The sequence below is a fragment of the Haloferax denitrificans ATCC 35960 genome, from assembly GCF_000337795.1.
Taxonomy (GTDB): domain Archaea; phylum Halobacteriota; class Halobacteria; order Halobacteriales; family Haloferacaceae; genus Haloferax; species Haloferax denitrificans.
This window is the reverse complement of record NZ_AOLP01000005.1, coordinates 77,421-101,544: the sequence shown is the minus strand read 5'-3', so window position 1 is coordinate 101,544 and position 24,124 is coordinate 77,421. Positions and strand designations below refer to the sequence as shown.

Sequence of the window (24,124 nt, the reverse complement as noted above, 5' to 3'; positions counted from 1 at the left end):
ATCGCGCGGTACGTGTGCTCATGACGGACGCCGTCTCGCGCGACGAGATACGCGCGGCGCTCGGGCGAACGACCTACGACCGGTTTCTCGTCTACGTGATGGGTCCGTACAAGTCGTTCAACCTCAACTACGTCCTCTCGGAGGAGGAACTCGCCGCCATCGACATCGAGGAGCTTCCGGGGCCGATTCGAAAGCTGTTCGCCGCGCGAGACGAGGTGGACGACGCGCTCGCGCTCCTCCGACGCGTACAGGGAACGCTCCGCGCCGACCCGGGCGTGAACGCCTTTCTCGCCGTCGACGTGGACATCGGCACCGACGAGGTGGACGCCGCGACGCAGTCGCTGGCGTTCGCCGAGGCGAGCAACGCGACCGTGTTCGTACTCCCGTTTCTCGGCCACAACTTCGGCGTCGGCGAGGAGGCGGGGTCGATACTCGAACAGCTCTCCGAGACGCACGGCGACAGAATCGTCTTCGTCCACGAGGCGAGCGTCACGAGCGAGATGATTCGCGCGGCGCGCGCCCGCTGGGACCTCCGCGTCGAGACCTACGACACCGAGGCGGAGCTTCACAAGCGCATCCGACTGTTCGTCGCGGACGTGATGAACCGCGAGCTACACGGCGACTTGGACCGGCTAGACTGACGCCCGTTGTCCCTGTTAATCGCTATCGTTGAGCACATTAAATATAATTTACACGAGTGCGACGAACGACTCGTCATGCCCGACGACGCCCTCGGACTGGCGATGTTGGACCGGGTTCGCGGTTGTCTGCGCGCCCCCTGTGTCTACCGCGACGGCGACGACGCGGGAGCCGCCGGCGACGCGCACATCTACGAGAACTACCTCGTCCCGTCCGAGCGGTGGCCCGCCGCGAAGCGCGAGTTCGTCGATTCCCTCCGAACCCCGCTCCTCGACGTGGGGTGCGGCGCGGGCCAGCACGCCCTCGCCGCACAGGAGCGCGGCGAAGTCGTCGCCTTCGACGTGAGTCCGAACGCGGTTCGCGCGGCCCGCGAGCGCGGCGTCGAGGCGGCTGTCGTCGGCGACATGTTCGACTCACCGGTCGAACCGAGCGAGTCGGAGTCGTCGGCCGGCGGCTTCGAGACGGTGCTCGCCAACGGGACGCAGGTCGGACTCGCGGGGTCGCTGGACCGACTCGCCGACCTGCTCGCGTCGTTTGCCGCCCTCGCCTCGTCGTCCGGCGAAGTCGTCGTCGACTCGTACGACCCGGCGCGCATCGACCCCGAGCGCTTTTTCGGCTACCGGTCGGACCCGCGAGAGGGCGTCGCCCGGCGGTCGTTCCGCGTCGAGTACGGCGACCTCCGCGGGCCGATGCTCGACTTCCTTCTCGTCTCGCCCGCTCGGCTCCGAGCGGTCGCCGCCGAGGCGGGCCTCGACGTGCGCGAGGTGACCGTGCCGAACCCCGAGTCGAGTTACTACCGAGCGCGACTGGCCTGAGTCGTCGCGGTCGCGGTGGCCTTCGGGAGCGGGGCCGCCGTCGCCTCTCGACTCCTACTCCCAGCGGTTGGTCGCCTCGTTGCGCCGCGGGAGGAACGGAAGCAAGAGCGCGACGGCGAAGACGATGGCCGCGATGGCGAGGTACTCGGGCGTCACGAGGACGAGCCCGACGAGCGAAAACACGGACGCCTCGCCGTCGGCGACGGCCGAGAGGGCGGCCGCGTCGTTGTTCAACAACACGAGAAACATGAATATCGCCTCGGCGAACGCGACCCGGAGGCCGGCCTTCGTGACCCACCACGTCGCGGACAGTGGGCCGCCGGTGAGCGCGTCCCACTCCCGTCGGACCTTCCGCCGCCACGCCGCGTTCACGACACACCTCTGTTGCGAGTGAACATGAGACACAGTACGCGGTGAGACGAGATAATCTCGCAGGTGAGCGGGAACGGCCTTCGCCGCCGGTCGCCGCCCGTCAGATTTGCGTCGGTGAGACCGATTCCAGCGCCGCCTCGAAGTGCGCGCGGGTGATGCGCACCTCATCGGCGTGGCTGTTCGCCTCGGTGCCGTCGTAGGCGTCGGCCACGTCCTGAATCGCCCGGAGCGCGGCCTCGCGGCAGACCGCGGCCACGTCGGCTCCGGTGTAGCCGTCCATGTGGGCGGCTACGTCGCCGAGGTCCACGTCGGTGCCGAGCGGCTTGTCGCGGACGTGTACGTCGAGGATGGCGCGGCGCGCCTCGATGTCGGGGGCGGGCACCTCGACGTGGGTCTCCAGCCGACCGGGGCGGAGGAGCGCGGGGTCGAGCGCGTCCCGGCGGTTCGTCGCCGCGAGGACGACGAGGTTCGGGTTGTCTGCGGCGTTGTCCATCTCCGTCAGGAGTTGCGAGACGACGCGCTCGGTGACGCCCGAGTCGGAGCCGGCGCTGTCGCGGTTCGTTGCGATGGCGTCTATCTCGTCGAAGAAGACGATGCTCGGCGCGGCCTGTCGGGCGCGGTCGAACACCTCGCGGACGGATTTTTCGGACTCGCCGACGTAGCGGTCCAGCAGTTCGGGGCCGGCGACGTGGATGAAGTTGACGCCGCTTTCGGCCGCGATGGCGCGGGCGAGCATCGTCTTGCCGGTGCCCGGTGGGCCGTGTAAGAGCAGACCGGTCGGCGGGTCGGTCGAGGCCGCCTCGAACAGCGGCGCGTAGGTCAGCGGCCACGTCACCGCGCGTTCGAGCGTCCGCTTTACGTCGTCGAGGCCGCCGACGCCCTCGAAGCCCTCGGTCGGCTGTTCGGCGACATACTCGCGCATCGCCGACGGCTCGACCGTCGCCATCGCCGACTCGAAGTCGGCGCGCGTGACGGTCATGTCCGCGACGGCGACCCGGTTGTCGCCGCCCTCGCTTCCACTTCCGCCTCCGCTTCCACCGCCGCCCTCGCGGCGGACGCGCCGGAGCGCCGTCATCGCGGCCTCCTTCGCCAGCGATTCGAGGTCCGCGCCGACGAAGCCGTGGGTTCGGGAGGCCAGTCGGTCGATGTCCACGCCCTCGGCGAGGGGCATCCGCCGGGTGTGGACGTCGAGAATCTCGCGGCGGCCCGCCTCGTTCGGGACGCCGATTTCGATTTCGCGGTCGAAGCGGCCGCCGCGGCGGAGCGCGGGGTCGAGGCTATCGACGCGGTTGGTCGCGCCGATGACGACCACGTCGCCGCGGGCGTCCAGTCCGTCCATGAGCGACAGCAGTTGGCCGACGATGCGGTTTTCGAGGTCGCCGCCGTCGTCGCGCTTCGACGCGATGGAGTCTATCTCGTCGAAGAAGATGATGGCCGGCGCGTTCTCGCGGGCCGACTGGAACACCTCGCGCAGTTTCTCCTCGGACTCGCCTTTGTACTTCGACAGCACCTCCGGGCCGGAAATCGTGGTGAAACTCGCGTCGACCTCGTTGGCGACGGCCTTGGCGATGAGGGTCTTCCCCGTCCCCGGCGGGCCGTGCAGGAGGACGCCCTTCGGCGGCTCGATGCCGAGGTGGGCGAACACCTCGGGTTCGGACAGCGGGAGCTCTATCATCTCGCGGACGAGGTCGAGTTCGTCGTCGAGGCCGCCGATGTCCTCGTAGGTGACGCCCGTCGCCCGACCGCGGCTCCCGTCGTCGTCGTCGCCGCCGGTCACGCTCTTGACGGCGTCGCGGACGGTCTCGCTCGCGCCCTTCGAACTCGTCGCCGTCACGGAGACCGCCGTCGCGTCGGTGACGCGGACCACGCCCTCAGGGTTGGTCTCGCTGACGACGAGCGCGGCCCCGCCGAGCCGCTCGACGCGGACGCGGTCGCCGGCGCGGAGCGGGCGGTTCCGAAGCTCCGCCTTCACGACCTCCTCGATGGTCTCGCGGTCGACGCTGGTCCGCTCGAAGGCGCTGGGGCCGGCGAGCGTCACCGACCGGGCGTCCTCGACGTCGATTTTCCTGACGCGGACGCTGTCGCCGATTTTCACGCCGGCGTTGGCCCGCGTGTCGGCGTCGACGAGCATCTCGCCGGCGGAGGAGCCGGGGCGGGCGGGCCACATCTTGGCGACCGTCTCTCGGGAGCCCTCGATGACGACCGTCTCGCCGCTGAGCACGCCGAGTTCCCGGCGGGCGGCTTCGGGGAGGCGGGCGATGCCGCGGCCCGCGTCGCGTTTCTCCGCGGCGCGGACGACGAGCGTCACCCCATCTTCTGACATACTCCCCGGTTCGCCCGCTCGACCCTTGAGGGTTCGCCCGGAGTAACCGTTTTCCGGGACGGCGCGGTAACACTAGTCATGGTCACCACGACGGAGAAAGACGGGGCGACGTGGTACCGGTGCGAAGAGTGCGAGATGCTGTTCGACGTGCGGTCCGACGCCGAGGCTCACGAGGAGAACTGCGACACGGACAGCCCGTCGTACTTGCAGTAGCGGGGGAGCGGGAGCGGGAGCGTCGGCGGCGACTCGGCGACGCCGACGCCGACGCCGACCCCTACGCCGGGTCGTGTTCGTCCGCGAGTCGCTCGGCGTGGTCCAGCGAGGTCGCGCGCTCCCAGCGGACGCGTTCGGCGTCGCCGTAGGCGAGCGCCTCTTTCAGTTCGTCGCGGAGGACGCCGACGCCGCGGCCGACGAGGTCGCCGTCGGCGTCGCCGAGTTCGTAGTAGCCGTAGGCCTCCGGCGCTTTGCCGACGGTCCGCTTTTCCAGCGGCTCCCAGCGTTTCCGGAGCATCACTCGGCGACGAACTCGTAGGAGTCTTCGCCCCAGTCGTCCTCGACGAAGACGAACACGCGGCCGCGGGCGACCTCCGGGTCGGCCTCGATTTCGAAGCGGTGGCCGGGCACCCGACGGACGAGGACGCCGGGGAACAGCTCCTCTTCGTCGTCCTCGCCGAGGATGACGCGGCCGACGCCGCTCGATTCGAGCACGTCGTCGTGGCTCGTGAGGTCGTTGACGTACATCATGACGCCCTCCGTCTCGGTGGGGTCGGTGACGAGGACGTGGACCTCCTTGCCGGGGGCGGTGGCGAGCGTGCCCGTGACCGCCTCGGGGACGCCTCGGTAGACCGTGGTTCGGTTGTCGAGGTACTCCACTTCGACGCCGTAGTCGTGGAGTTCGACGCCGAGCGTGCTCGGGGCGATGTCGTTGCGGGCGCTCATGGCTCACCGTTGCTTCGGGGACGGCAAAAACGTCGCGTCTCGGGGCGGCCCGCGCCGCGCGTCGCACCCCCCGCCGCGCCGCCGCCCCTCCGGGCGAAAACGGCACGGACCGCCACACATAACACGGTGTGCCGACCTCCCCGAAGTATGCACGGCCGAGCCACCGCCCTCGGGGCGGGCACCGTCTTGAACGCCCTAGCGACGGCGACCGGCTCCGCGTTCGCCATCGACGCGGAGACGACCGCGTCGGTCGAACTGGACGACTCCGGCGACGTCCGCGGCAGTATCGCGGAGGCCCCCGACGCCGACACGCGACTCATCGAACGCTGTGTCGAACTCGCCGTCGAGGCGTTCGGCGACGGCGAGGGCGGCACCGTCGAGACCGAAAGCGACCTGCCGATGGCCGCCGGCCTCAAGAGTTCGAGCGCCGCGGCCAACGCGACGGTGCTGGCGACGCTGTCCGCGCTCGGCCGCTCGGTCGGTCCCGGCCCGGACGCCGACATCTCCCGGCTCGACGCCTGTCGGATGGGCGTCCGCGCCGCCCGCGAGGTCGGCGTCACCGCCACCGGCGCGTTCGACGACGCCGCGGCCTCCATGGTCGGCGGCGTCGTCGTCACCGACAACACTGAAGACGACCTCATCGCCCGCGACGAGGTCGACTGGGACGTGCTCGTGTGGACGCCACCGGAGCGCGCCTACAGCGCCGACGCCGACGTGAGCCGCTGCGAGAACGTCGCCCCGATGGCCGACCTCGTCGCCGACCTCGCGCTCGAAGGCCGCTACGCCGAGGCGATGACCGTCAACGGCCTCGCCTTCTCGGCCGCCCTCGACTTCCCGACCGACCCCGCCGTCGAGGCGATGCCCATCGCCGACGGCGTCTCGCTGTCCGGGACCGGCCCGAGCGTCGTCGCCGTCGGCGACCGCGCCGACCTCGAACGCGTCGAGGAACTGTGGGACGCCCGCGAGGGAGAGACCCGACTGACGACCACCCGAACCGACGGAGCACGAATCCAATGACAGACGACACCCCAGACGCCGCCGAACCGTTTCAGGACATGTCCCTCGACGAACTCCGCGAGGAGATAGAGGATATCGACCGCGGCATCGTCGAACTCATCGCCCGCCGGACCTACGTCGCCGACACGGTGGCGAAGGTCAAAGCCGAGAAGGACCTGCCGACGACCGACGAGTCCCAAGAAGAGCGCGTGATGGAGCGCGCCGGGAAGAACGCGGCCCACTTCGAGGTGGATTCGAACCTCGTGAAAGCGATTTTCCGCCTGCTCATCGAGATGAACAAAGCCGAGCAAAGACAGTCTAGATAGACTAAACAGGTTTAAATCGGCGTTTAGCGTCCGATTTGGCCCTCGCGTTCTTCCGGTTACTGTTCAGTCGGTTCGTCAGTAGATAGTCAAGGGCGGTATCCCTCACCACTGAGCGGTACGTTCCACGGTCTCCAGAAAGTAGACAACTACGCATACACTTTTTTTGGTGCATATCGACTCCGCCCTCTCCGATACTCGATTTTATTCTCTCAGGAACGGCCTTCACCGTGGCATCGTGGTGGCATCTCCGAACGCGAGATAGTTCACTGAATCGGGTACAAACACTTCTCACCGTCATTGCTCTGGCCGGGGGAGCCCAGTCTCCCTATTCACGTTCCTTCGATTCGGCTACATGAATGTGTTCTCTCCGCCTTCGTCTAGCTTCGGTTACGGACCGTTCTGGCGCGCCCTCCCCGCTCTCGCCGCCGAATCAATCACGATTGCGTTATTTTCTCTCACTCTTTTCAGAGTCGTCCTCCGACCGGCGAAACCGCTTTGGTAAGACGCACGTAACACGCACGTATGTCTGAAGCAACCACGAACACCAACGGCGGCGACGACGAAATCGTCACGGTGAACTTCAAAGCCACCCAGTCGTTTCTCGACGAGATAGACGACACGTGGCAGGGACGCGGGTTCAACAGTCGGAGCGAGTTCATCCGATACACGCTGCGGGATGCAACCGAGTTCCCGACGTTCGACCGAGACGAACTCGTCGCGCTCCTCAAAGCGGAAGAAGACATCCGCGAAGGGCAAACGATGAGCGCCGAAGACGCACGAGAGAGATTCGGCACGGACGGCGATGAGTGACGGCGACTGGACGTGGGAACTCACACCGAAGGCACAAGACGACCTCGCCGCGCTCGATGCGCACGAACAAGACCGGATTCTCGACAAACTCGACGAGATAGTCGATTCACCGTGGCGTGACCCGCCGGATTACGGCGAACCGCTCCAGAACAGCCCACACAAGAAAGTCCGCGTCGGTGAATTCCGATTGGCCGTGACCTTTCGTCGGAACGACCAGCGGATGGTGGTCGCTCGAATCAAACGTCGCGGCGGAGCGTACACAGCAGACGACGATTGAATCCGTTCTTTCACCAGTATGCTAGATTTCACCGCCTTAAACAAGGCGGAGCAACGGCAGAATCGGTAGCCCAACGCGTTCTCATCTTCCGCCCTCGGACCCACGCTGTTTCACAGACGCGCCGCCGCGTCACTCGCGGATGACCATCACCTTCACCCGCCGGACCGCGTCGAAGTCCCGGAGCCGATAGGTCAGCGCCCGGACGCGCTCGGCGGGGCCGCGACAGAACAGCGATTCGAGGCACCACTCGCCCTGATGGGTGTGGCTCGTGTTGAGGATAACGTCCTGAAACTCGTGTTGCGCCCCGTGAAGCTCCCGTATCACGTCGTGGTGGCGGTAGTCGAAGCCGACGAGCGCGACGACCTCGCCGGAGACGTCTTCGAGTCGAGCGTGGGACTCGACGAACTCCCGCATGGCCTCTCGGACCGCCCGCGACCGGTTTTCGATGCCCTCGTCGCGCCACGCCCGGTCGAACTCCGCGACCAGTTCGTCGGGGATGTTGAAACTCGTCCGCATCACCTCCAACTGGCGCGTACAGCTACAAGAGTCCCCGTTATGACGATACCCTCGATTCGGTATTAACAACCCCTATACCCCTCGTTTGCCACGGGTACGGTGGAACATGGCCTCGAACGAACTGCTGGGTCTCGTCGCCGGCGCGGTACTCCTCGGAGCCGTCCACGGCGTCGAACCGGGTCACGGCTGGCCCGTCGCCGCGTCGTACGCGCTCGACCAAGCGAACAAGTGGGCCTACGGGTTCGCGGCGAGTTTCATCCTCGGGGTCGGCCACCTCGTCAGCAGTATCGCGATGGTGGGCGCGTTCTTCTACGCGAAGTCGTACTTCGACCTCACGCAGGTCAACGAGCCGATTACGATACTCGGCGGCGTCCAAATCGGCGGCCCGGTCAGTCTCGTCGCCGGCGTCTTGCTCATCGCGCTCGGCGTCCGCGAGTACGCCCACGGACGCTCGCACGGCACTCACGGGCACGACGGCCACGGGAGTCACAGTCACGGAGATGGCCATGAAGGTGGTCATGACCACGAGCACTCACACGATGACGGCCATAGCCACTCACACGACCACGACGGCCATAGCCACGACCGCGACAGCGGACTGTTCGCTCGCCTGAAGGGATTCGTTCCGTTCGTCGGCGGACACTCCCACTCGCACGGTGACCCCGACGACGCCGCGGAGCGCGGCCTCCTCGGTATCGCGTGGTTCGCGTTCGTCCTCGGGTTCGCCCACGAGGAGGAGTTCGAGATAATCGCGCTCTGCGCCGGGTCGAACTACTGTCTCGAACTGATGAGCGCCTACGCTATCACCGTCATCGTCGGCATCGTCGGCCTGACGATGGTGCTGATTGCGGGCTACCAGCACTACGAGGACGAAGTGGAGAAGTACACCCCGTACCTCCCGGCGTTCTCGGCGGCCGTGTTGGTGCTGATGGGTATCGGCTTCATCACGGGGCTGTTCTAATCGGTTCCGGCCCACCGGAACCGACGCCGACTGCCCCGGTGGGCCGGTCAGGACAGGCGATAGAGCTATCTCCCGGTGACGCATCGACTCGGTCACGAGGTGATGTCTATTAACCACCACAATCGGAATCCTCGTCCGCGGACTCGTTCTCGGCGTCTCGATAGCCGCGCCGGTCGGTCCAATCGGCGTACTGTGCATCCAGCGAACGCTTTCTAAGGGCCGCCGTTCGGGCTTCGTCAGCGGGCTCGGAGCGGCGTCTGCGGACGCGGTCTACGGGGCCATCGCGGGGTTCGGCCTCGCCGCGCTCTCGTCGGTCCTGCTCGGCCACCGCAACGGAATCGCCCTCGCCGGCGGGGCGATTCTCCTGTATATCGGCATCCAGTCGATTCGGGGCGACCCGGCGTCGGTCGAGTCGGCACCGGCGACCGGGCAGTCGGCCGTCGTGTCGCCCGACCAGAACGCTCGGTCGCTCGCGGCCGACTTCGGGTCGACGTTCATCCTGACGCTGACGAACCCGGTGACGATACTGGCGTTCGTCGGCATCTTCGCCGGCCTGGGCGTCGGCGTCTCGGGCGACTACCTCGGAGCGGCGGTCCTCGTCGCGGGCGTCTTCGCCGGCTCGGCGCTCTGGTGGCTCGTCCTGAGCGCCGCCGTCGACCGCGTCCGAGAGCGAGTCACCCCGGCGGTCCTCCGCCGGGTGAACCAACTCGCCGGCGTCGTCATCGTCGGGTTCGGGGTCGCGGCGCTCTGGAGCGGCCTGTAGCGCGCCGCCTCGGGACCTCCGCGTCCCGGTACTTCCGCGTCCCGACGGTCCGGTTCTCTCGAACGCGTCGTTCGCCGTCACCTCCATATCGCTTGCGACCGTAGGTGTGCGTGTCATGCCCACGCACAAGGCGGAGACGACGTGGACCGGTGGCAAAGACGGGAGCGGCGAGTTCTCGACGGAGAGCGGGACCGTCGAGGGGACGTTCACGTTCCCGACGCGGTTCGAAGACGAACTCGGGTCGAACCCCGAGGAACTCATCGGCGCGGCTCACTCCGGCTGTTTCTCGATGCAGTTGACCGCGTTCCTCGAAGGCGAGGGCTACGCGCCGACGAGCCTGCACACCGCGGCCGACGTGCATCTCGACCCGGCCGACGGCGGCGGCTTCGAAATCTCGCGCATCGACCTGACGCTCGACGCCGACGTGCCCGACATCGACGAGGAGACGTTCGCCGAACTCGCCCAGCGCGCCAAGGAGAACTGCCCGGTGTCGAAGGCGCTCGCCGGCCCGGAAATCACGCTGACCGCGACGCTCGCCTGAGCGCGCGCGTCGCCCGCTGTTTTTGTGACCCGGCCGAGTCGGTCGCACTCCGGTTCAGCGGTTCGACTCGAACCAGTCTTCGGCGAAGTCGACCAGCGCGGGCTGGTCGAGGAGCGTCGCCGTCGCGGCCGCGACCGCCCCCTCGGTCGCGCCGACGGCCCTCTCGAACGCCTCGCCGACTTCCCCGAAGTCGTCGGTCTCGACCTCGATGTCGTCGTACTCGACGACGACGCGCTCGCCGTCTCGGAGAAGCGGCGCGCGCTCGGTCGTCCGCTCCTTTTCGAAGTCGGCGCGGTGTTCGGCGAGGTGGAGCGAGGTGTCGTTTCCGTGGCCGACGCCGAGTAAGAGCACGTCGCCGCCGCGGTCGTACACCCGCGCCAGCGGCGACCCGTCGCCGAGGCCGTAATCGAGTTCGTGGTCGGATACGATTTCCTCGGCGGCCGCGCCCCACGCCGCGAAGGAGACCGTCGGGTGTTCACTGCGGACGACGCCGGGGTAGTTGCGGAAGCACTCGGGTATCGCGCCCATCCCGCGGGTCGGCGTCACCTCGGGGCGGAACGGCGGCATCGACTCGCCGATGGTTTCGACCCAGTCGTCGGGGACCGGCGGGTTCTCCCACGCCGACGGGTCGGTGTACTGGCCGGTGTGGGTCGGCATGACGAGCGTTCCGTCGTCGGTCAGCACCGTCTGGAGGGCGTCCACGACCGCCTGCGGGCCGCCGGCGACCCAGCCGAGCGAACTGAGCGACGAGTGGACGAGGAGGGTGTCGCCGGCCGCGACGCCGAGCGCGCGGAGGTCAGCGGCGAGCGAATCCACAGTACCCGGTTCGGCCACGCGCTCGATGGCGTCTGCTTCGGACATACGCGTCCGTCGGCCGGCCCGGGGTTCACTCTTTGGTGTCGGCCGACCGAAAGGAACAGGTTCGCCCCCGGCGACGCGTTCGACATGTCACGCGTCTCCGCCCGCGACGCCCTCCGCTATGCGACCGAAGACGACGCTGTCGTGCTGTTCGGCGTCATCGTCGGCGGTTGGGTGTTGCTGACTATCGGCACTTTCGCCCTCGCGGGCTACGGCTTCGGACTGATGTTCGCGCTCGGAATCGTCGCCTCGCTCGCCGGGGCGCTCGCGGTGTTCGCCGGGGTCGTCGGCCTCGCGTACAAACTGCTGGTCGACAGTCGGCGGGCGGGGGCGGAGTAGGCCCGAAGTCGCGACCTCAGAAGAACTGCTCGAACAGCCGACCGAGGAGGAGGATGACGAGCGGGAGGCTGAACAGCACCGCGATGGTGACGAGAAAGCCGGTGACGCTCCCCGACTCGGCCGCGGCCTGCAAAATCGCGTTCATCGGTCTCGTCGGCGTTTCAGGGCCCTCGGATATACGCTTTGTTGCCCGCTTCGCTCACTCCAGATACGTCTCGGCGAGCGCGTCCAGCGCCTCGTGGCGGTGGGTCGTGTGCGGCGCGGTCAGCGGCGAGACCGACACGCGGCCCTCGACGACGGCCCGGCGGTCGGTGCCGTCGGGGTCCGGGATGTCGCCGGTCCGCATCCGCTCCCAGACGCGGTCGTGGAGCTTCACGGTCCCGTTTTCGAACTCCGCGGTCATGTCGTACAGCTCCGAGGGAACCGTCACCTGCATGTCCGCCGGGTCGCCGCCGGGGTCGCGCATGGGCGCGTTGACGTTGAGGTAGTCGCACTGCTCGAAGACGCCGGCGGGTTCGGCGTGTTTGACGAGATACGACGCGGCGTGGGTCGCCTCGCGGAAGTCCCGCGGGTCGGTCGCCTTCTCGTGCCACGGCAGGTCGCCGCCGGCGGGGACGTACAGCGAGAGGGCGATGGCAGGCACGTCGAAGAACGCGGCCTCGACGGCGGCGCTGACGGTCCCCGACCGGCCGAGGACGTACGCGCCGATGTTGGCTCCCTTGTTGATGCCGGAGACGACCATGTCCACGTCGGGACACAGCGCCTCCAGGCCGGCGACCGTGCAGTCGGCGGGCGTCCCCTCCAGCGCGTAGCCGAGTTCGTGCTCGGAGACGACCGCGTCGGTGGACATCTTCCGGCCGACCGCGCTCTGGTCCGTCGCGGGCGCGACCGCGGTCACGTCGGCGAACTCCGAGAGGGCGTCGTAGAGCGCGCGGAAGCCCACGCTCTCGATGCCGTCGTCGTTCGTGAGGAGGATGCTGGGTTCGCTCATGGTCCGACTGGGGTCGGAGGCCGCAAAAAGCCACCCGTCGGGCGTAACATCCCCCGAAGAACGGCGGCGGCCGACGCGACCCGCTCAGGCGACCCGGTCGACGAGCGTCTCGTCGTCGACGACGAGGTTGTACGCCTCCTCGTCGTCGTTCCAGAGCGCGAGGACGTTCTCGAAGACGAGCACGTCGCCGTAGTCGGCGTCAGCCAAATCGGCGTTCAGCACGGTGTCGCGGGTGCGGACGGCGTAGTGGTCGACCGCCTCGCTCCCGTCGCCGATTTTGAACACCTGATTGTTCCCCTCCGAGAGGTCGTGACTCAACTTGACCGCAAGCAGGTCGATGCGGTTCGTGACGTGGCGCTCCATCTCGGCCATCTTGGCGAACCGCGCGGGGGTCCCGCGCACGTCGAGGCGGCGCTCGCCGTCGGTCCGGAGGACGCTGTAGGAGTACTGCACGTCCACGTTGACGAAAGTGCCCTCGTCTTCGTCGCTGTCGCGGCCCTCGTCGAGGCGGCGCTGGAACCCCGGCACGTCGAGGTCGGGCTTCACGTCGAACGACCAGCCCCTGTCGGAGGGCGCGTAGCCGTCCCAGAGGCGGAGCGTCGGCGAGTACACCGTCACGTCGCCGTCGGCCGGCGCGACCTCGCGTTCGACCTCGCGGAGGCCGATGCTCGTGTTTCTGTCCGCCGGCGCGATGGCGACGATTGCGCCGTCGGCGGCGAGGGCGTCGAGGTACTTCTCGACGACCGCGGCGGGGTCGTCGAGTTCGCTCAGGACGCTGGCGAACAGGACGATATCGTACTCGCCGTCGGGGGCGAACGCCTCGGCGGTCTCGCGGTGGACGGTCGTCCGGAAGTTCCGGCGCGTCTCGCCGAGCATCCGGTCGAGCACGTCGGCGGAGGCGCTCGGCTCGACCGCGTGGTAGTCCACGACCGAATCGTCGGGGAGGTAGTCGTGGAGGCCGAGCGCGGGGCCGCCCGTCCCGGCACCCACGTCGAGCACGCGGGGGTTTCGCGGGAGCAGGCTCCGCTCGGCGAGGTCCGAGAGGACGTAGCCGACGGCCGCGTAGTAGTCGGGGAGGTGGTAAATCGCGTAGCCGAGCGCGGCGTCCTCGTCGTACTCGACGGGGTTGCCCCGGTAGTAGTCCTCCTTCAGTTGGCGGACGCGCTCCCGGAGGCGGTCGCCCGACTCGCCGACGTGCCAGTTCGCGCCGTAGCGCCCGATGAGCAGGTCTTCGAGGGCGAAGGAGTAGTCGTCGGGGAAGGCCGCGGGCGACCAGTTCTCAAACGGCGCGGGGTCGTCGTTCGCGGGGACGAACGTGCCGTCCTCGCGCTCGAAGAGGCCGAGGTCGTGGGCCTCCTCGCGGAGCGTCTGTTTCACCACGGCGGGGTGCGGCGCGCCCTCGATGTAGTCGGCTATCTCGTCGGGGTCGATGGGGCGGACGTTTCTGAGGTACTTCGCGTTGTCGCGGACGGCGTCTCTGTCTATCATCGGTGGGCTGTGGTGCGAGCCGCCGTCGCCCGCGCGGGAGGTGTCGGCCCGCCGCGGGGCGTCGGCGTCGGCGTCTCCCTTCACTCGTCACTCGACAGGGTCGTGCTTGTCGGTCTGGTCGCGGTCGCGGTCGTCGGCGCTCGCGGGGGTCGATTCGATTGGCGCGTCGTCGCCGCGGGAGACGCGCCGGTAGAGGTCGGCGAACGCCTCGTCGTCGGCCGCCGCGAGTTCGCGGGCCGCGTCGGCGACGCGGTCGGTCCCCTCGCCGAACGAAGATTGGATGTCCGCGTACACGCGCGGGGTGCCGCCGGACACGGAGGCGACGAGCTCGTCGAGCGCGGCCGAAATCGGCGTGGCGAACTCCTCGCGCACGTCGTCGGCGGCGAGGCCGAACGAGAGGACGGCGGCGTGGGCGGCCGCCTGCACCGTCTCCATCGCCGCGTCGTGTTCCTCGGGCGTCGTCTCGAAGACGCGATTGCCGGCCGCGTCGAGGTCGGCGAGCAGGGCGTCAGTGTACGCGCCCGGTTCGTCGGCGACGGCGGCGACGTTGCCGGGGGCGTTGTGCGGGGCGAAAAGCGGGTGGAGACTGAGGCGCTCGCGGTCCGGGAGGTGGTCGCGCATCGCCGCCACCGGGGGTCTCATCGCGCCGGTCACGTCGCACATCGCGGCGTCAGCGCGGTGGGCGTTGTCGGCGACGGCGTCGGCCGCGAGGCGCATCGGGACCGCGAGACAGACCACGTCGAACCGCTCGTCGCCGTCCAGCGGGACCGCACGGCCGCCGAGCGCGTCCGCTGTGGCGACCGCTTTCTCGGGGTCCGCGTCGGCGAACGCGAGGTCGGCGTCGACGGTGCGGCCGAACCAGCGTCCCATTGCGCCCGCGCCGACGATGAGCACGTCCATCGGTACGGGTGTGGAGGTGCGGCGGGCAAAAGGGAATCGGTGGCGGCGGGTGTGGCGAGACCAGTCGGCTGGAGGCGTCCGAACCACCAGTTATTTCGATGACAGAATAGATGCTAACGAACGACGATGCCCTCCCCCAGTTCAGACTCCGATGCCGAACAGCGGACCCGACGACGCGTCCTCGCCGGGTTCGGGTCAGCGGTCGTCGCCGGTATCGCCGGTTGTAGCGGGCGAGTGCCAGGACTCGGCCCCGAACGAGTCCATGCTGAGACGACGGTACGGGACGGAAGCGGTTTGGGATTTCCCGAAATTCTCTGGCGGTACCCGCGGCGCGAGGGCGACGAGGACGGCATTGGGTACGCGGCCGTGGAAGCGAGACGGGTCGACCGCCTCGAAGGCCGCTTCCCGACGCTATCGCTCCAGTTCAACTCGACCATCGGTGGGCTCGCCGCCGACGAACCCTACGAGGGGTACCGCCCCGACTGGTTTCGCTTCCGGTTCGAACCGCCGTCGTCGTACGAGAAGGCGACCAGCTACGCGACCCGCGTCGAGCCGCCGGGACAGTGGAAGGGCTTTTCGACGTACTACGACCGCAAGAGCACCACTAAGCGGACCGTGATCGAACTCCGAGACGTGCAGACGCAGGGGACGATTATCGTCCCGGCCGTGTTCGCTCCGACGACCGAGTCGCTCCCGAAGACGCTGTACTGTCAGTTTACTGTGCAGGCGTCCCATCCCGGTATCGCCGGGAAGACGGTGCGTGCCAGCGGTGAGGGTAATCTCCCGCTGGACGGCCTCCGTGGATTCTCGGCGTCAGACTGAGCGACCTCTGCGCAGGACTCCCGGCGAGACCCCCACCTGCGCCCGACCCGCAAACCGCGTTCAACCGACACCCGGTGTCCGAACCGTCAAGTGGTCGTTAGCCGATAGGAAACCATGGCATTCGATGATGTTGATTTCGAGGGTCGGACGGCCTTCATCACGGGAACCAGTCGCGGCATCGGGAAGGCCATCGCGCTCGACTTGGCCGACCGGGGCGCGAACGTCGTCTCGACGGGCAAGACCGTCGACGGGCGCGAGGGCCTCCCCGGAACCATCGTCGAGACGACGGAGGAGATACGCGAGCGCGGCGGCGACTCCATCTGGTGTCAACTCGACGTGCGCGACGACGACTCGGTGCGGACGGCCATCGACGAGACGGTCGACGCCTTCGGCGGCATCGACTTCGTCGTCAACAACGCGGGCGCGATTCACATCGCCGGCTTCGAGGACACGCCGCCGAAGCGGTTCGACCTCCTCATGGACGTGAACGCCCGCGGGGCCTATGCGACCACGCACGCCGCGCTCCCGCACCTCCGCGAGAGCGACCGCGCCCACGTCGTCACCTTCTCGCCGCCGATGCCCGCCCGGCCCGCGCCGGGGAAGGTCGCCTACGCGCTCTCGAAGTACGGCATGACGTTCATCGCGCAGTCGCTGGCGGGCGAGCTCGCCGCCGACGACATCGGCGTGAACGCGCTGTGGCCGGTCGCCGCCATCGAGTCCGAGGCGACGCGGCACTTCGGGATGGGCACGCCCGAGGACTGGCGCACCCCGCAGATCATGTGCGACGCCGTCGCCGAACTGTTCTCGCGCGACCCGAGGGACTGCACCGGCAACGCGTTCTACGACGAGGAACTGCTGTCCGAGGCGGGCGTCGACGACTTCGCTTCGTACGCGGTCGTCGAGGGGAGCGACCCCGGTCCGATGTCGGCGCGGTTGTTCGACCCCGACTACGAACGCTGACGCCCCCGGTTATCGGCGCTGAGACTCGGGGGCGGACGTTTATATCTGATAAACCCGAATACACGCGCGATGAGTTCACGCGCCGTCGATACCGCGAAAACAGGCTCGCCAGCGCGACACTTTACCGAATCGGCAATTAGACTTATCTACCGGTGGGGAATCGCATAGCGCATGGAGTTCCCTCGCCTCCCGACACGAGACACGAGCGGCCAGAAGGTGGTCCTTCCGGACGACTTAGAGGGCGAACAGACGCTCGTGCTCATCAGCTTCGACCGCCGCCAGCAGTCGCTGGTCGGGTCGTGGCGCGGGTTCGCGAAGGAGCTGTGCGAGACGTACGGCCATTTCGGCTACTACGAACTGCTCGTCCTCGGCGGGCGAAGCGGGATGATGCCGCCGATGGCCGGCGGCGGGATGTCTCCGGAGGCGGCCCGGAGCCGCCCCCACGACAACGCGCTCATCGCGCGGGTGGACAAGACCGCGCTCCAGCGCCGCCTCGGACTGCTCGGCGAGGGGAACATTTACGCGCTTCTCATCGAGGATGGAACGGTCGTCCGGCAGGCCGCGGGCGTTCTCACGTCCGAGACGGCCGACGCGCTGGAGGACCTGCTGAAACAGTGGCGCGAGGCCAACTCCGGGTGGACCGACGCGTCGGCCGCCGCCGGCCCGACGGGCGACAACGCCCTCGACAGCTAAGTTTTCACGCCGGTTTCGCGTCCATCGCGCCGGCTACTCGACGACGAGTTCGACCGGGTACTCGGTCAGGTTCTCGTAGCCGTCTTCGGTGACGACCACGAGGTCCTCGATTCTGACGCCGCCGATGTCGGGGTCGTACAGCCCCGGCTCGATGGTGATGACGTGGCCGGGCCGAAGCTCCTCGCCGCTCGGACTCAGCGAGGGGAGTTCGTGTACGTCGAGGCCGATGCCGTGGCCCGTGCTGTGGATAAAACCGGTCTCCGCCGAGGGGTCCGCGCGGAGCGTGTTCTCGCCGGCCGCCTCGTACACGTCGCAGACGGCGTCGTGGACGTCTTTGCCGGTCGCGCCGGGTTCGACGGCGTCGAGGGCGGCCTCGAACGCCTCCTCGGTGAGGTCGAACCACTCGCGGATTTCGGGCGACGGCTCGCCCTTCACGAACGTCCGGGTCATGTCGCCGTTGTACTTCGTCTCCTTGTCGCGCGGGAAGATGTCGATGATGACGGCCTCGTCGGCCCGGAGCGGGCCGCTCCCGCGGTCGTGGGGGTCGGCGGCGTCGGCCCCGCAGGCGACGATTGTCTCGTCGAGGGCACAGCCGTGTCGCAGGAGCGTCACCTCGATTTCCTCTCTGACGCGCTCGCTCGTCAGCGGTTCGCCCTCGTGGGTGAGCGTGCCGTCGTCGGCCACGTCGGCGTCGCGGATGAGCCCCTCGGCGGCGCGCATCGCGGCCTCGTTGGCGTCCTGCGCGGCGTGGATATGCTCGATTTCCTCGTCGGTCTTCACCGCGCGGATGTTCGTGAGCACGTCGTCGATTTCGGCTTCGACCGCGACGCCCTCCTCGCGCAGGGCGTCGGCGGTGCCGAGCGGGAAGTCCGCGGGGACCGCCAGCGACGCGACGTCGTGGTCGGCGAGGAACGCCGCGACCGTCTTGGCCTTGCCGACGACCGCGCCGTGTTCGGCGTAGTTGTCGCGGTAGTCGTAGTCGGAGAGCCGCGAGACGGTGTCGGCGCGGCTCTCTTTCTTCGCGCGGCCGAACTCCAGCGTCGAGACGAGGAGGTGGATTCCCTCGGGCGTGTAGAGCGTCACGTACGGGTCCGGCGCGTCGAACCCGGAGAGGTACAGCTGGTTGGAGTCGCTCCCGTCGGCCGAGATGAGATAGCCGTCGAACTCGTCACCGAGGAACTCGGCCAGCGGTGAGAAATCGGGTTCCATACGCCGGAGTTCGCCCGGCCGGTAGTAAAGCCCTCGCGTCGCGGTCGGCGGGTTCCGGTATCGGCTCCGCGGCACGCCCCTTCGGGCGGGAGACGCGCCGCGGATTGTCCGCCGGAACTCGCCGCGAGCGCCGTGCAAGCGCCGTGCGAGTCGGCGTCGCGACTGTTGTGTTGGTGCCCCCGGCGCTGTTTCGCCGACGTACAGTACGTCCGATTGCGGCATATGTTTGTTGGCAAATACGAAATCGAGCGACAGCGTCGCCGTCGCCGTCCGGGAGAACGTCGCCGCGTCCGGTACCCTGATACCGGACCCTGCCGACCCCTCGCGTATGGACGCGCACGTCTCCCCGTCTCGGGTCGCCGGACGCACCCGAGCGCCGCCGTCGAAGAGTTACACCCACAGAGCCGTCCTCGCCGCGGGCTACAGCGACGAGGCGGTCGTCCGCGACGCGCTCGTCAGCGCCGACACCAAGGCGACCATGCGCGCGGTCGAGGCCTTCGGCGGGTCGGTCGACCGCGACGGCCAGACGGTCGAGGTCGTCGGCTTCGGCGGCCGGCCGGGCACGCCCGACGACGTGGTCAACTGCGAGAACTCGGGGACGACGATGCGCCTCGTCACCGGCTGTGCGGCCCTCGGCGACGGCCTGACGGTCCTCACGGGCGACGCGTCGCTCCGCTCGCGGCCCCACGGCCCGCTTCTCGACGCCGTCTTCGACCTCGACGGCCGCGCCGAGAGCACGCGCCGAAACGGGCAGGCCCCGCTCGTCGTCGGCGACGGGATGACCGGCGGCACCGTCGAGATTCCCGGCGACGTCTCCTCGCAGTTCATCACGGCGCTCCTCATGGCCGGCGCGGTGACGGATGAGGGCATCGACGTCGAACTCACGACGGAGCTCAAATCCTCGCCGTACGTCGACATCACGCTCGAACTCCTCGCCGACTTCGGCGTCGAGGCGACCCGGACCGACGCCGGCTTCTCGGTCCCCGGCGGCCAGTCGTACGCCCCCGAGGGCGGCGCGTACAGCGTCCCCGGTGACTTCTCGTCTATCTCGTACCTGCTCGCGGCCGGCGCGGTCGCCGGCGCGGAGGGCGAGGACGTTGTCATCGAGGGCGCGCGACCGTCCGCGCAGGGCGACAGCGCCATCGTCGACATCGTCCGCGACATGGGCGCGACGGTGGACTGGGACGAGGACGCCGGCGAACTGGTGGTCTCCGCGGCCGACCTCACCGGGACGACCGTGGACGTGGGCGACACGCCCGACCTGCTTCCGACCATCGCGGTCCTCGGCGCTATCGCCGACGGCGACACGGTCATCGAGAACTGCGAGCACGTCCGCTTCAAGGAGACCGACCGCGTGAGCGCGATGGCGGAGGAACTCGCGGAGATGGGCGCGAACGTCACCGAACAACAAGACCGCCTCACGATTCACGGCGGCGAGACCGACCTCGTCGGCGCGGCGGTCGACGGCCGCGGCGACCACCGCATCGTCATGTCGCTCGCCGTCGCGGGCCTCGTCGCCGAGGGCGAGACGACGATTGCGGGAAGCGAACACGTCGACGTGTCGTTCCCGAACTTCTTCGAGGCGATGCGCGACCTCGGTGCCGACATGACCGAAAACTGAGGGCGCGACCCCGCGGCGACGTTGAACTCACTCCGCTGACTCCGGTTCTTCCGGGCCGCGACCCGTCACGCCCGTCTCCTTGACGATGGCGTCGACCCACCAGAACTTGAGGGCCATCACGCCGAGCGTGCCGAGGAGCGTGCCGACCGGCCTGCGCCGAATCGCCGAGACGAAGGCGTAGAGCGTGACCGGGACGTTGAGGACGTTGAGCACGTTCGGGTAGTCGAGACCCATCGTCCCGCGCTCGGCGTCGAGCCACTCGCGCTCGGCGAGGACGATTCGACTGAGGTAGTTGTCCGTGCGCGCGGGCCGTGGGAACAACACGGGGTTGACGGCGGTGAAGGCGACGGCGGCGAGGAAGAGCCGGCGGTCCCGCCGGTAGACGGCGTACATCAACACCGGGTAGACGAGAATGCGCGTGCCGGCGCTCCACGGGTTGGCGTGGCGCTCCCAGAACGCGGCTTCGAAGCGGTCGCGGAGGCCGGACGCGTCGGAGTCGGTGGGGTCGGAGTCGGTGGCGGAGCCGGCGGGGTCGGTGGAGGGCGGTGAGTCCATACGCCCGGTTCGTCGGCGTCGAGCATGAACGTGGGGTCGCCGAACCCCCGCCCACGATTGCGGCTTTCTACAAACACTAAATGGGCGGCCCCCCGAGGGGCGGGTAATGAACGGCAACGAATTCGGTCGTCTCTTTCGGATGACCACCTACGGCGAGAGCCACGGCGACGCGATGGGCGTCACGGTGTCCGGCTGTCCCGCCGGCGTGGAGCTGTCGGTCGAAGACGTACAGGCGGAACTGGACCGACGCAAGCCGGGCCAGTCGATGATTACGACGAGCCGCGGCGAACCGGACGCCGTCGTCGTCAACTCCGGCGTGCAGGACGGCTACACGACGGGCACGCCCATCGGGATGGTCGTCCAGAACAAGGACGCCCGCTCGGGCAAGTACGAGCCGTACGTGACCGCGCCGCGGCCCTCCCACGGCGACTTCACGTACTCGGCGAAGTTCGGCACGCGCAACTGGGGCGGCGGCGGTCGCTCCTCGGCGCGCGAGACGGTGAACTGGGTCGCCGCCGGCGCGGTGGCCAAGCAGGTCATCGAGCAGAGCGACTACGACATCGAGGTGAAGGCGCACGTGAACCAGATCGGCGACGTGGAAGCGCCGGAGGTCTCGTTCGACGACCTGCGCGAGCACACGGAGGAAAACGACGTGCGGTGTGCGCACCCCGAGACGGCCGCGGAGATGCAGGAGCTCATCGAGGAGTACCAGAAGGAAGGCGACTCCATCGGCGGCTCGATTTACTTCGAGGCGCAGGGCGTCCCGCGCGGCCTCGGCGCGCCGCGGTTCGACTCCGTTTCCGCGCGGCTCGGACAGGCGCTCATGTCGGTGCCGGCGGCGACGGCGTTCGAGTTCGGCCTCGGCCGCGAGGCCCGCGAGTGGACCGGCCACGACCGCAACGAGAACTGGGAGTTCGACGAGAGCGAGTCGCAGAGCGACTCGGAAGACGCGAGCGGTGACGAACCGCGAGCGCGCGGCGACCCCCGACCCGTCGGCAACAAACACGGCGGCATTCAGGGCGGCATCACGACCGGCGAACCGGTGTACGGCGAACTGACGCTCCACGCGCCCACGTCCATCCCGAAGAAACAGCGGACCGTGGACTGGGAGACCGGCGAGGAAAAGGAGATTCAGGTCGTCGGCCGTCACGACCCCGTGCTCCCGCCCCGCGGCGTCCCCGTCGTCGAGGCGATGCTCTACGTGACTATCCTCGACTTCATGCTTCTCGGCGGACGCATCAACCCCGACCGCCTCGACGGGCAGGCCGGCGAGTACGACACGCCGTACCACCCGTCGAGTCCCGACAACGAGTAGCGAACGCGATTCCGAGTTATCGTTCACTCTATTCGGCGGGCGTGACAGCCCGTTCGTCCACTTTCGATGGTGGGAGGGTGAGTCAGTTTAACAATATTAAGTCCTTCATTATCTTTCCTTGTTAATCCATAGCAAAGTCTTTAATCGGACCCTCCCCAACTTTTCAGGTAGCGCCCCAGCGGGGCCGTGAGCTCAACATATGACTGACCACGAACTTATCTGGCGTATCGCAGGGGGTTCCGGTGACGGTATCGCCTCGACGAGCCAGAACTTCGCCAAAGCCCTGATGCGAGCGGGGCTACACGTTTTCACGCATCGACACTATCCATCGCGCATCCGCGGTGGCCACACGTACACGGAAGTGCGCGTCAGCGCCGACCCCGTCAAGTCCCGCGGCGACGGGTACAACTTCCTCCTCGCCCTCGGTGACTCCTTCGCCCGCAACCCGAGCGAGGGTGCCTACTACGGCAACGAGGAGATCAAGCCGCTGTCGGAGAACCTCGACGAACTCAACGAAGGCGGCGTCATCGTCTACGACTCCGGTCTGCTCGACGCCTCCGAAATCGAGGACTTCGACGAGCGCGTCGAGGAGAACGACTGGCACGTCTACGACATCGACCTGCGCACCATCGCCCGCGAACACGGTCGCGAGGTCATGCGCAACACCGCCGGCGTCGCCGTCACGTGCGCCATCGCCGGCATCGAACCCGACGTCATCAAGAGCCTGATGTCGGACGCGATGCCCGACAAGATTCTCGAACCGAACCTGACCGTCTTCGACGACGCCTACGAGATGGTCCAAGAGGAGTACGACGTCGAGGCTCCCGACGTGTCCGCGCCGACCGGCGAACACGACGAAGAGCAGGTGCTTCTCTCCGGCTCCGACGCCATCGCGTACGGTGCCATCGACGAGGGCTGTCGCTTCATCGCGGGGTACCCGATGACCCCGTGGACGGAAGTCTTCACCATCATGACCCAGAACCTCCCCGAGCTCGGCGGCATCTCCGAGCAGGTGGAGGACGAAATCGCCGCCGCCGCGCTGGCAATCGGTGCCTCCCACGCGGGCGTCAAGGCGATGTCCGGCTCGTCCGGTGGCGGCTTCTCGCTCATGTCCGAGCCGCTCGGTCTCGCCGAGATCACCGAGACGCCGCTCGTGCTCGTCGAGGCCATGCGCGCCGGTCCCTCGACGGGGATGCCGACGAAGCCCGAGCAGTCCGACCTCGAACACGTCCTGTACACCTCGCAGGGCGACTCCCACCGCATCGTCTTCGCGCCCGGTAACGCCGCCGAGGCGTACTACCAGACGCGAAAGGCGTTCCAGATCGCCTACGAGTACCAGATTCCGTCCATCGTCCTCTACGACCAGAAGCTCGGCGGCGAGCTCTCGAACGTCCCGGCGTCGGTCTTCGACGAGGAGCCGAACGCCGACCTCGGCTCGGTCCTGACGGAAGCGGAACTCGAAGACGCGCCGCACGACGACTCCGGCAAGTACCAGCGCTTCCAGCACGACACCGAAAACGGCGTCTCGCCGCGTTCGCTGCCGGGCCAGAAGGGCGGTCGCTACCTCGCGACGGGTAACGAGCACATGCCCGCGGGTCACATCTCGGAGTCCCCCGAGAACCGCGTCGCGCAGATGAACCGCCGCATGCAGAAGGTCGACAACATCCGCGCCGAACTCGACGCCGACGGCGAGTTCAACACGGTCCACGGCGACGAGGACGCCGACCTCGGTCTCATCACCTTCGGTAGCCAGCAGGGCACCGTCGAAGAGGCCGCCGACGTTCTCAACGAGAAGGGCCACTCGGTCAAGGTCCTCGGCGTCTCCGAGATGATGCCGTTCCCGAAACAGCAGGTCGCGGAGTTCCTCGACAGCGTCGACGAGGCGCTCGTCGTCGAGATGACCGCCTCCGCCCAGTTCCGCGGACTCATCTCCAAGGAACTCGGCGGCTACGGCGACCAGATGTCGAGTCTCCTCAAGTACAACGGCAACCCGTTCGAGCCCGCCGACATCGTCGAGGGCTTCGAGACGGCGCTCCTCGAAGGCGAGGAGCTCCCAGACAACCGCACGAAGTTCGTCCCCAAGGTGGGTGAATAA

Annotated in this window: 29 protein-coding genes; 17 read left to right on the top strand and 12 right to left on the bottom strand. The window is 68.1% G+C overall.

The features are described from left to right. Positions 1 to 20: 20 nt before the first annotated feature. Both C438_RS04565 and C438_RS04560 read left to right on the top strand, forming a co-directional pair. Positions 21 to 641 carry a DUF7509 family protein gene (locus C438_RS04565; protein WP_004968101.1) on the top strand — a complete coding sequence of 207 codons (621 nt, stop codon included), beginning with the start codon at positions 21 to 23 and terminating at the stop codon, positions 639 to 641. A 75-nt stretch (positions 642 to 716) separates the two neighbouring features. Beyond that, complete coding sequence (locus C438_RS04560) at positions 717 to 1,454, top strand: class I SAM-dependent methyltransferase (RefSeq protein WP_004968100.1); 738 nt, start codon at positions 717 to 719, stop codon at positions 1,452 to 1,454. A gap of 54 nt (positions 1,455 to 1,508) precedes the next feature. On the opposite strand, the gene C438_RS04555 is transcribed toward C438_RS04560, so the two are convergent. Both C438_RS04555 and C438_RS04550 read right to left on the bottom strand, forming a co-directional pair. Beyond that, positions 1,509 to 1,826 carry a hypothetical protein gene (locus C438_RS04555; RefSeq protein WP_004968099.1) on the bottom strand — a complete coding sequence of 106 codons (318 nt, stop codon included), beginning with the start codon at positions 1,824 to 1,826 and terminating at the stop codon, positions 1,509 to 1,511. Positions 1,827 to 1,926: 100 nt separating this feature from the next. Continuing rightward, positions 1,927 to 4,149 (bottom strand): CDC48 family AAA ATPase, encoded by a 2,223-nt coding sequence (locus tag C438_RS04550; RefSeq protein WP_049917731.1) that lies wholly within the window; start codon positions 4,147 to 4,149, stop codon positions 1,927 to 1,929. 78 nt (positions 4,150 to 4,227) lie between these two features. Here C438_RS04550 and C438_RS20080 point away from each other — a divergent pair, with 78 nt between their 5' ends. Further along, on the top strand, positions 4,228 to 4,362 hold the full coding sequence (locus C438_RS20080) for a DUF7128 family protein (protein ID WP_004968097.1): 135 nt from the start codon (positions 4,228 to 4,230) through the stop codon (positions 4,360 to 4,362). Between the two features lie 61 nt (positions 4,363 to 4,423). Here C438_RS20080 and C438_RS04540 read toward each other — a convergent pair whose 3' ends face one another. Next, on the bottom strand, positions 4,424 to 4,660 hold the full coding sequence (locus tag C438_RS04540) for a DUF7508 domain-containing protein (protein ID WP_004968096.1): 237 nt from the start codon (positions 4,658 to 4,660) through the stop codon (positions 4,424 to 4,426). Beyond that, positions 4,660 to 5,088: a DUF5796 family protein gene (locus C438_RS04535; protein ID WP_004968095.1), complete on the bottom strand. Its 429-nt coding sequence runs from the start codon at positions 5,086 to 5,088 to the stop codon at positions 4,660 to 4,662. The genes C438_RS04540 and C438_RS04535 overlap by 1 nt, the downstream gene beginning before the upstream one ends. A 147-nt stretch (positions 5,089 to 5,235) precedes the next feature. On the opposite strand from C438_RS04535, the gene C438_RS04530 reads away from it, so the two are divergent. From C438_RS04530 to C438_RS04515, 4 genes are all read left to right on the top strand, one after another. Beyond that, positions 5,236 to 6,105 (top strand): shikimate kinase, encoded by an 870-nt coding sequence (locus C438_RS04530; protein WP_004968094.1) that lies wholly within the window; start codon positions 5,236 to 5,238, stop codon positions 6,103 to 6,105. Beyond that, entirely contained in the window at positions 6,102 to 6,410 is a 309-nt protein-coding gene (locus C438_RS04525) for a chorismate mutase (RefSeq protein WP_004968093.1), read from the top strand. The genes C438_RS04530 and C438_RS04525 overlap by 4 nt, the downstream gene beginning before the upstream one ends. A 522-nt stretch (positions 6,411 to 6,932) precedes the next feature. After that, positions 6,933 to 7,220, top strand: coding sequence for a ribbon-helix-helix domain-containing protein (locus C438_RS04520; RefSeq protein ID WP_004968092.1), 288 nt, complete (start codon positions 6,933 to 6,935; stop codon positions 7,218 to 7,220). After that, positions 7,213 to 7,497 carry a type II toxin-antitoxin system RelE family toxin gene (locus C438_RS04515; protein ID WP_004968091.1) on the top strand — a complete coding sequence of 95 codons (285 nt, stop codon included), beginning with the start codon at positions 7,213 to 7,215 and terminating at the stop codon, positions 7,495 to 7,497. The genes C438_RS04520 and C438_RS04515 overlap by 8 nt, the downstream gene beginning before the upstream one ends. A gap of 129 nt (positions 7,498 to 7,626) precedes the next feature. On the opposite strand, the gene C438_RS04510 is transcribed toward C438_RS04515, so the two are convergent. After that, positions 7,627 to 8,013, bottom strand: a complete 387-nt coding sequence (locus tag C438_RS04510) for a CopG family ribbon-helix-helix protein (protein ID WP_004968090.1) — start codon at positions 8,011 to 8,013, stop codon at positions 7,627 to 7,629. 106 nt (positions 8,014 to 8,119) lie between these two features. Here C438_RS04510 and C438_RS04505 point away from each other — a divergent pair, with 106 nt between their 5' ends. The 3 genes from C438_RS04505 to C438_RS04495 all read left to right on the top strand — a co-directional run bounded on the left by C438_RS04505 (position 8,120) and on the right by C438_RS04495 (position 10,278). Then, positions 8,120 to 8,974 (top strand): hypothetical protein, encoded by an 855-nt coding sequence (locus tag C438_RS04505; RefSeq protein ID WP_004968089.1) that lies wholly within the window; start codon positions 8,120 to 8,122, stop codon positions 8,972 to 8,974. Between the two features lie 121 nt (positions 8,975 to 9,095). After that, positions 9,096 to 9,737, top strand: a complete 642-nt coding sequence (locus C438_RS04500) for a LysE family transporter (RefSeq protein ID WP_167321092.1) — start codon at positions 9,096 to 9,098, stop codon at positions 9,735 to 9,737. Between the two features lie 115 nt (positions 9,738 to 9,852). Further along, on the top strand, positions 9,853 to 10,278 hold the full coding sequence (locus C438_RS04495) for an OsmC family protein (RefSeq protein ID WP_004968086.1): 426 nt from the start codon (positions 9,853 to 9,855) through the stop codon (positions 10,276 to 10,278). A 54-nt stretch (positions 10,279 to 10,332) separates the two neighbouring features. Here the strand turns inward: C438_RS04495 and C438_RS04490 are convergent, their stop codons facing one another. After that, positions 10,333 to 11,139, bottom strand: a complete 807-nt coding sequence (locus C438_RS04490; RefSeq protein ID WP_004968085.1) for an aminoglycoside N(3)-acetyltransferase — start codon at positions 11,137 to 11,139, stop codon at positions 10,333 to 10,335. An 84-nt stretch (positions 11,140 to 11,223) separates the two neighbouring features. Here C438_RS04490 and C438_RS19930 point away from each other — a divergent pair, with 84 nt between their 5' ends. Then, the gene (locus C438_RS19930) at positions 11,224 to 11,475 is read left to right on the top strand and encodes a hypothetical protein (protein WP_004968084.1); all 252 of its coding nucleotides are present in this window, start codon (positions 11,224 to 11,226) and stop codon (positions 11,473 to 11,475) included. 16 nt (positions 11,476 to 11,491) lie between these two features. On the opposite strand, the gene C438_RS20075 is transcribed toward C438_RS19930, so the two are convergent. The 4 genes from C438_RS20075 to C438_RS04470 all read right to left on the bottom strand — a co-directional run bounded on the left by C438_RS20075 (position 11,492) and on the right by C438_RS04470 (position 14,854). Further along, entirely contained in the window at positions 11,492 to 11,620 is a 129-nt protein-coding gene (locus C438_RS20075) for a hypothetical protein (RefSeq protein WP_275039873.1), read from the bottom strand. 54 nt (positions 11,621 to 11,674) lie between these two features. Continuing rightward, positions 11,675 to 12,466, bottom strand: a complete 792-nt coding sequence (surE, locus tag C438_RS04480) for a 5'/3'-nucleotidase SurE (RefSeq protein ID WP_004968083.1) — start codon at positions 12,464 to 12,466, stop codon at positions 11,675 to 11,677. 84 nt (positions 12,467 to 12,550) lie between these two features. Continuing rightward, positions 12,551 to 13,954, bottom strand: a complete 1,404-nt coding sequence (locus C438_RS04475) for a small ribosomal subunit Rsm22 family protein (RefSeq protein WP_049917739.1) — start codon at positions 13,952 to 13,954, stop codon at positions 12,551 to 12,553. Positions 13,955 to 14,041: 87 nt separating this feature from the next. Continuing rightward, a complete protein-coding gene (locus tag C438_RS04470; RefSeq protein ID WP_004968081.1) occupies positions 14,042 to 14,854 on the bottom strand; it encodes a prephenate dehydrogenase/arogenate dehydrogenase family protein in 813 nt (270 codons plus the stop codon). A gap of 294 nt (positions 14,855 to 15,148) precedes the next feature. Here C438_RS04470 and C438_RS04465 point away from each other — a divergent pair, with 294 nt between their 5' ends. The 3 genes from C438_RS04465 (at position 15,149) to C438_RS04455 (ending at position 17,329) form a co-directional block, all read left to right on the top strand. Continuing rightward, positions 15,149 to 15,676, top strand: a complete 528-nt coding sequence (locus C438_RS04465; RefSeq protein ID WP_004968080.1) for a hypothetical protein — start codon at positions 15,149 to 15,151, stop codon at positions 15,674 to 15,676. Positions 15,677 to 15,790: 114 nt separating this feature from the next. Then, on the top strand, positions 15,791 to 16,636 hold the full coding sequence (locus C438_RS04460) for an SDR family oxidoreductase (protein WP_004968079.1): 846 nt from the start codon (positions 15,791 to 15,793) through the stop codon (positions 16,634 to 16,636). 171 nt (positions 16,637 to 16,807) lie between these two features. After that, positions 16,808 to 17,329 carry a hypothetical protein gene (locus C438_RS04455; RefSeq protein WP_004968078.1) on the top strand — a complete coding sequence of 174 codons (522 nt, stop codon included), beginning with the start codon at positions 16,808 to 16,810 and terminating at the stop codon, positions 17,327 to 17,329. 33 nt (positions 17,330 to 17,362) lie between these two features. On the opposite strand, the gene C438_RS04450 is transcribed toward C438_RS04455, so the two are convergent. Continuing rightward, positions 17,363 to 18,538 (bottom strand): M24 family metallopeptidase, encoded by a 1,176-nt coding sequence (locus C438_RS04450; RefSeq protein WP_004968077.1) that lies wholly within the window; start codon positions 18,536 to 18,538, stop codon positions 17,363 to 17,365. A gap of 328 nt (positions 18,539 to 18,866) precedes the next feature. On the opposite strand from C438_RS04450, the gene aroA reads away from it, so the two are divergent. Further along, complete coding sequence (gene aroA, locus C438_RS04445; protein ID WP_004968076.1) at positions 18,867 to 20,159, top strand: 3-phosphoshikimate 1-carboxyvinyltransferase; 1,293 nt, start codon at positions 18,867 to 18,869, stop codon at positions 20,157 to 20,159. 27 nt (positions 20,160 to 20,186) lie between these two features. On the opposite strand, the gene C438_RS04440 is transcribed toward aroA, so the two are convergent. Further along, positions 20,187 to 20,714: a DUF6653 family protein gene (locus tag C438_RS04440; protein WP_004968075.1), complete on the bottom strand. Its 528-nt coding sequence runs from the start codon at positions 20,712 to 20,714 to the stop codon at positions 20,187 to 20,189. A 106-nt stretch (positions 20,715 to 20,820) separates the two neighbouring features. Between C438_RS04440 and aroC the strand changes: the two genes are divergently transcribed. After that, positions 20,821 to 22,029: a chorismate synthase gene (aroC, locus tag C438_RS04435; protein ID WP_004968074.1), complete on the top strand. Its 1,209-nt coding sequence runs from the start codon at positions 20,821 to 20,823 to the stop codon at positions 22,027 to 22,029. Positions 22,030 to 22,228: 199 nt separating this feature from the next. Next, a complete protein-coding gene (locus tag C438_RS04430) occupies positions 22,229 to 24,124 on the top strand; it encodes a 2-oxoacid:acceptor oxidoreductase subunit alpha (protein ID WP_004968073.1) in 1,896 nt (631 codons plus the stop codon).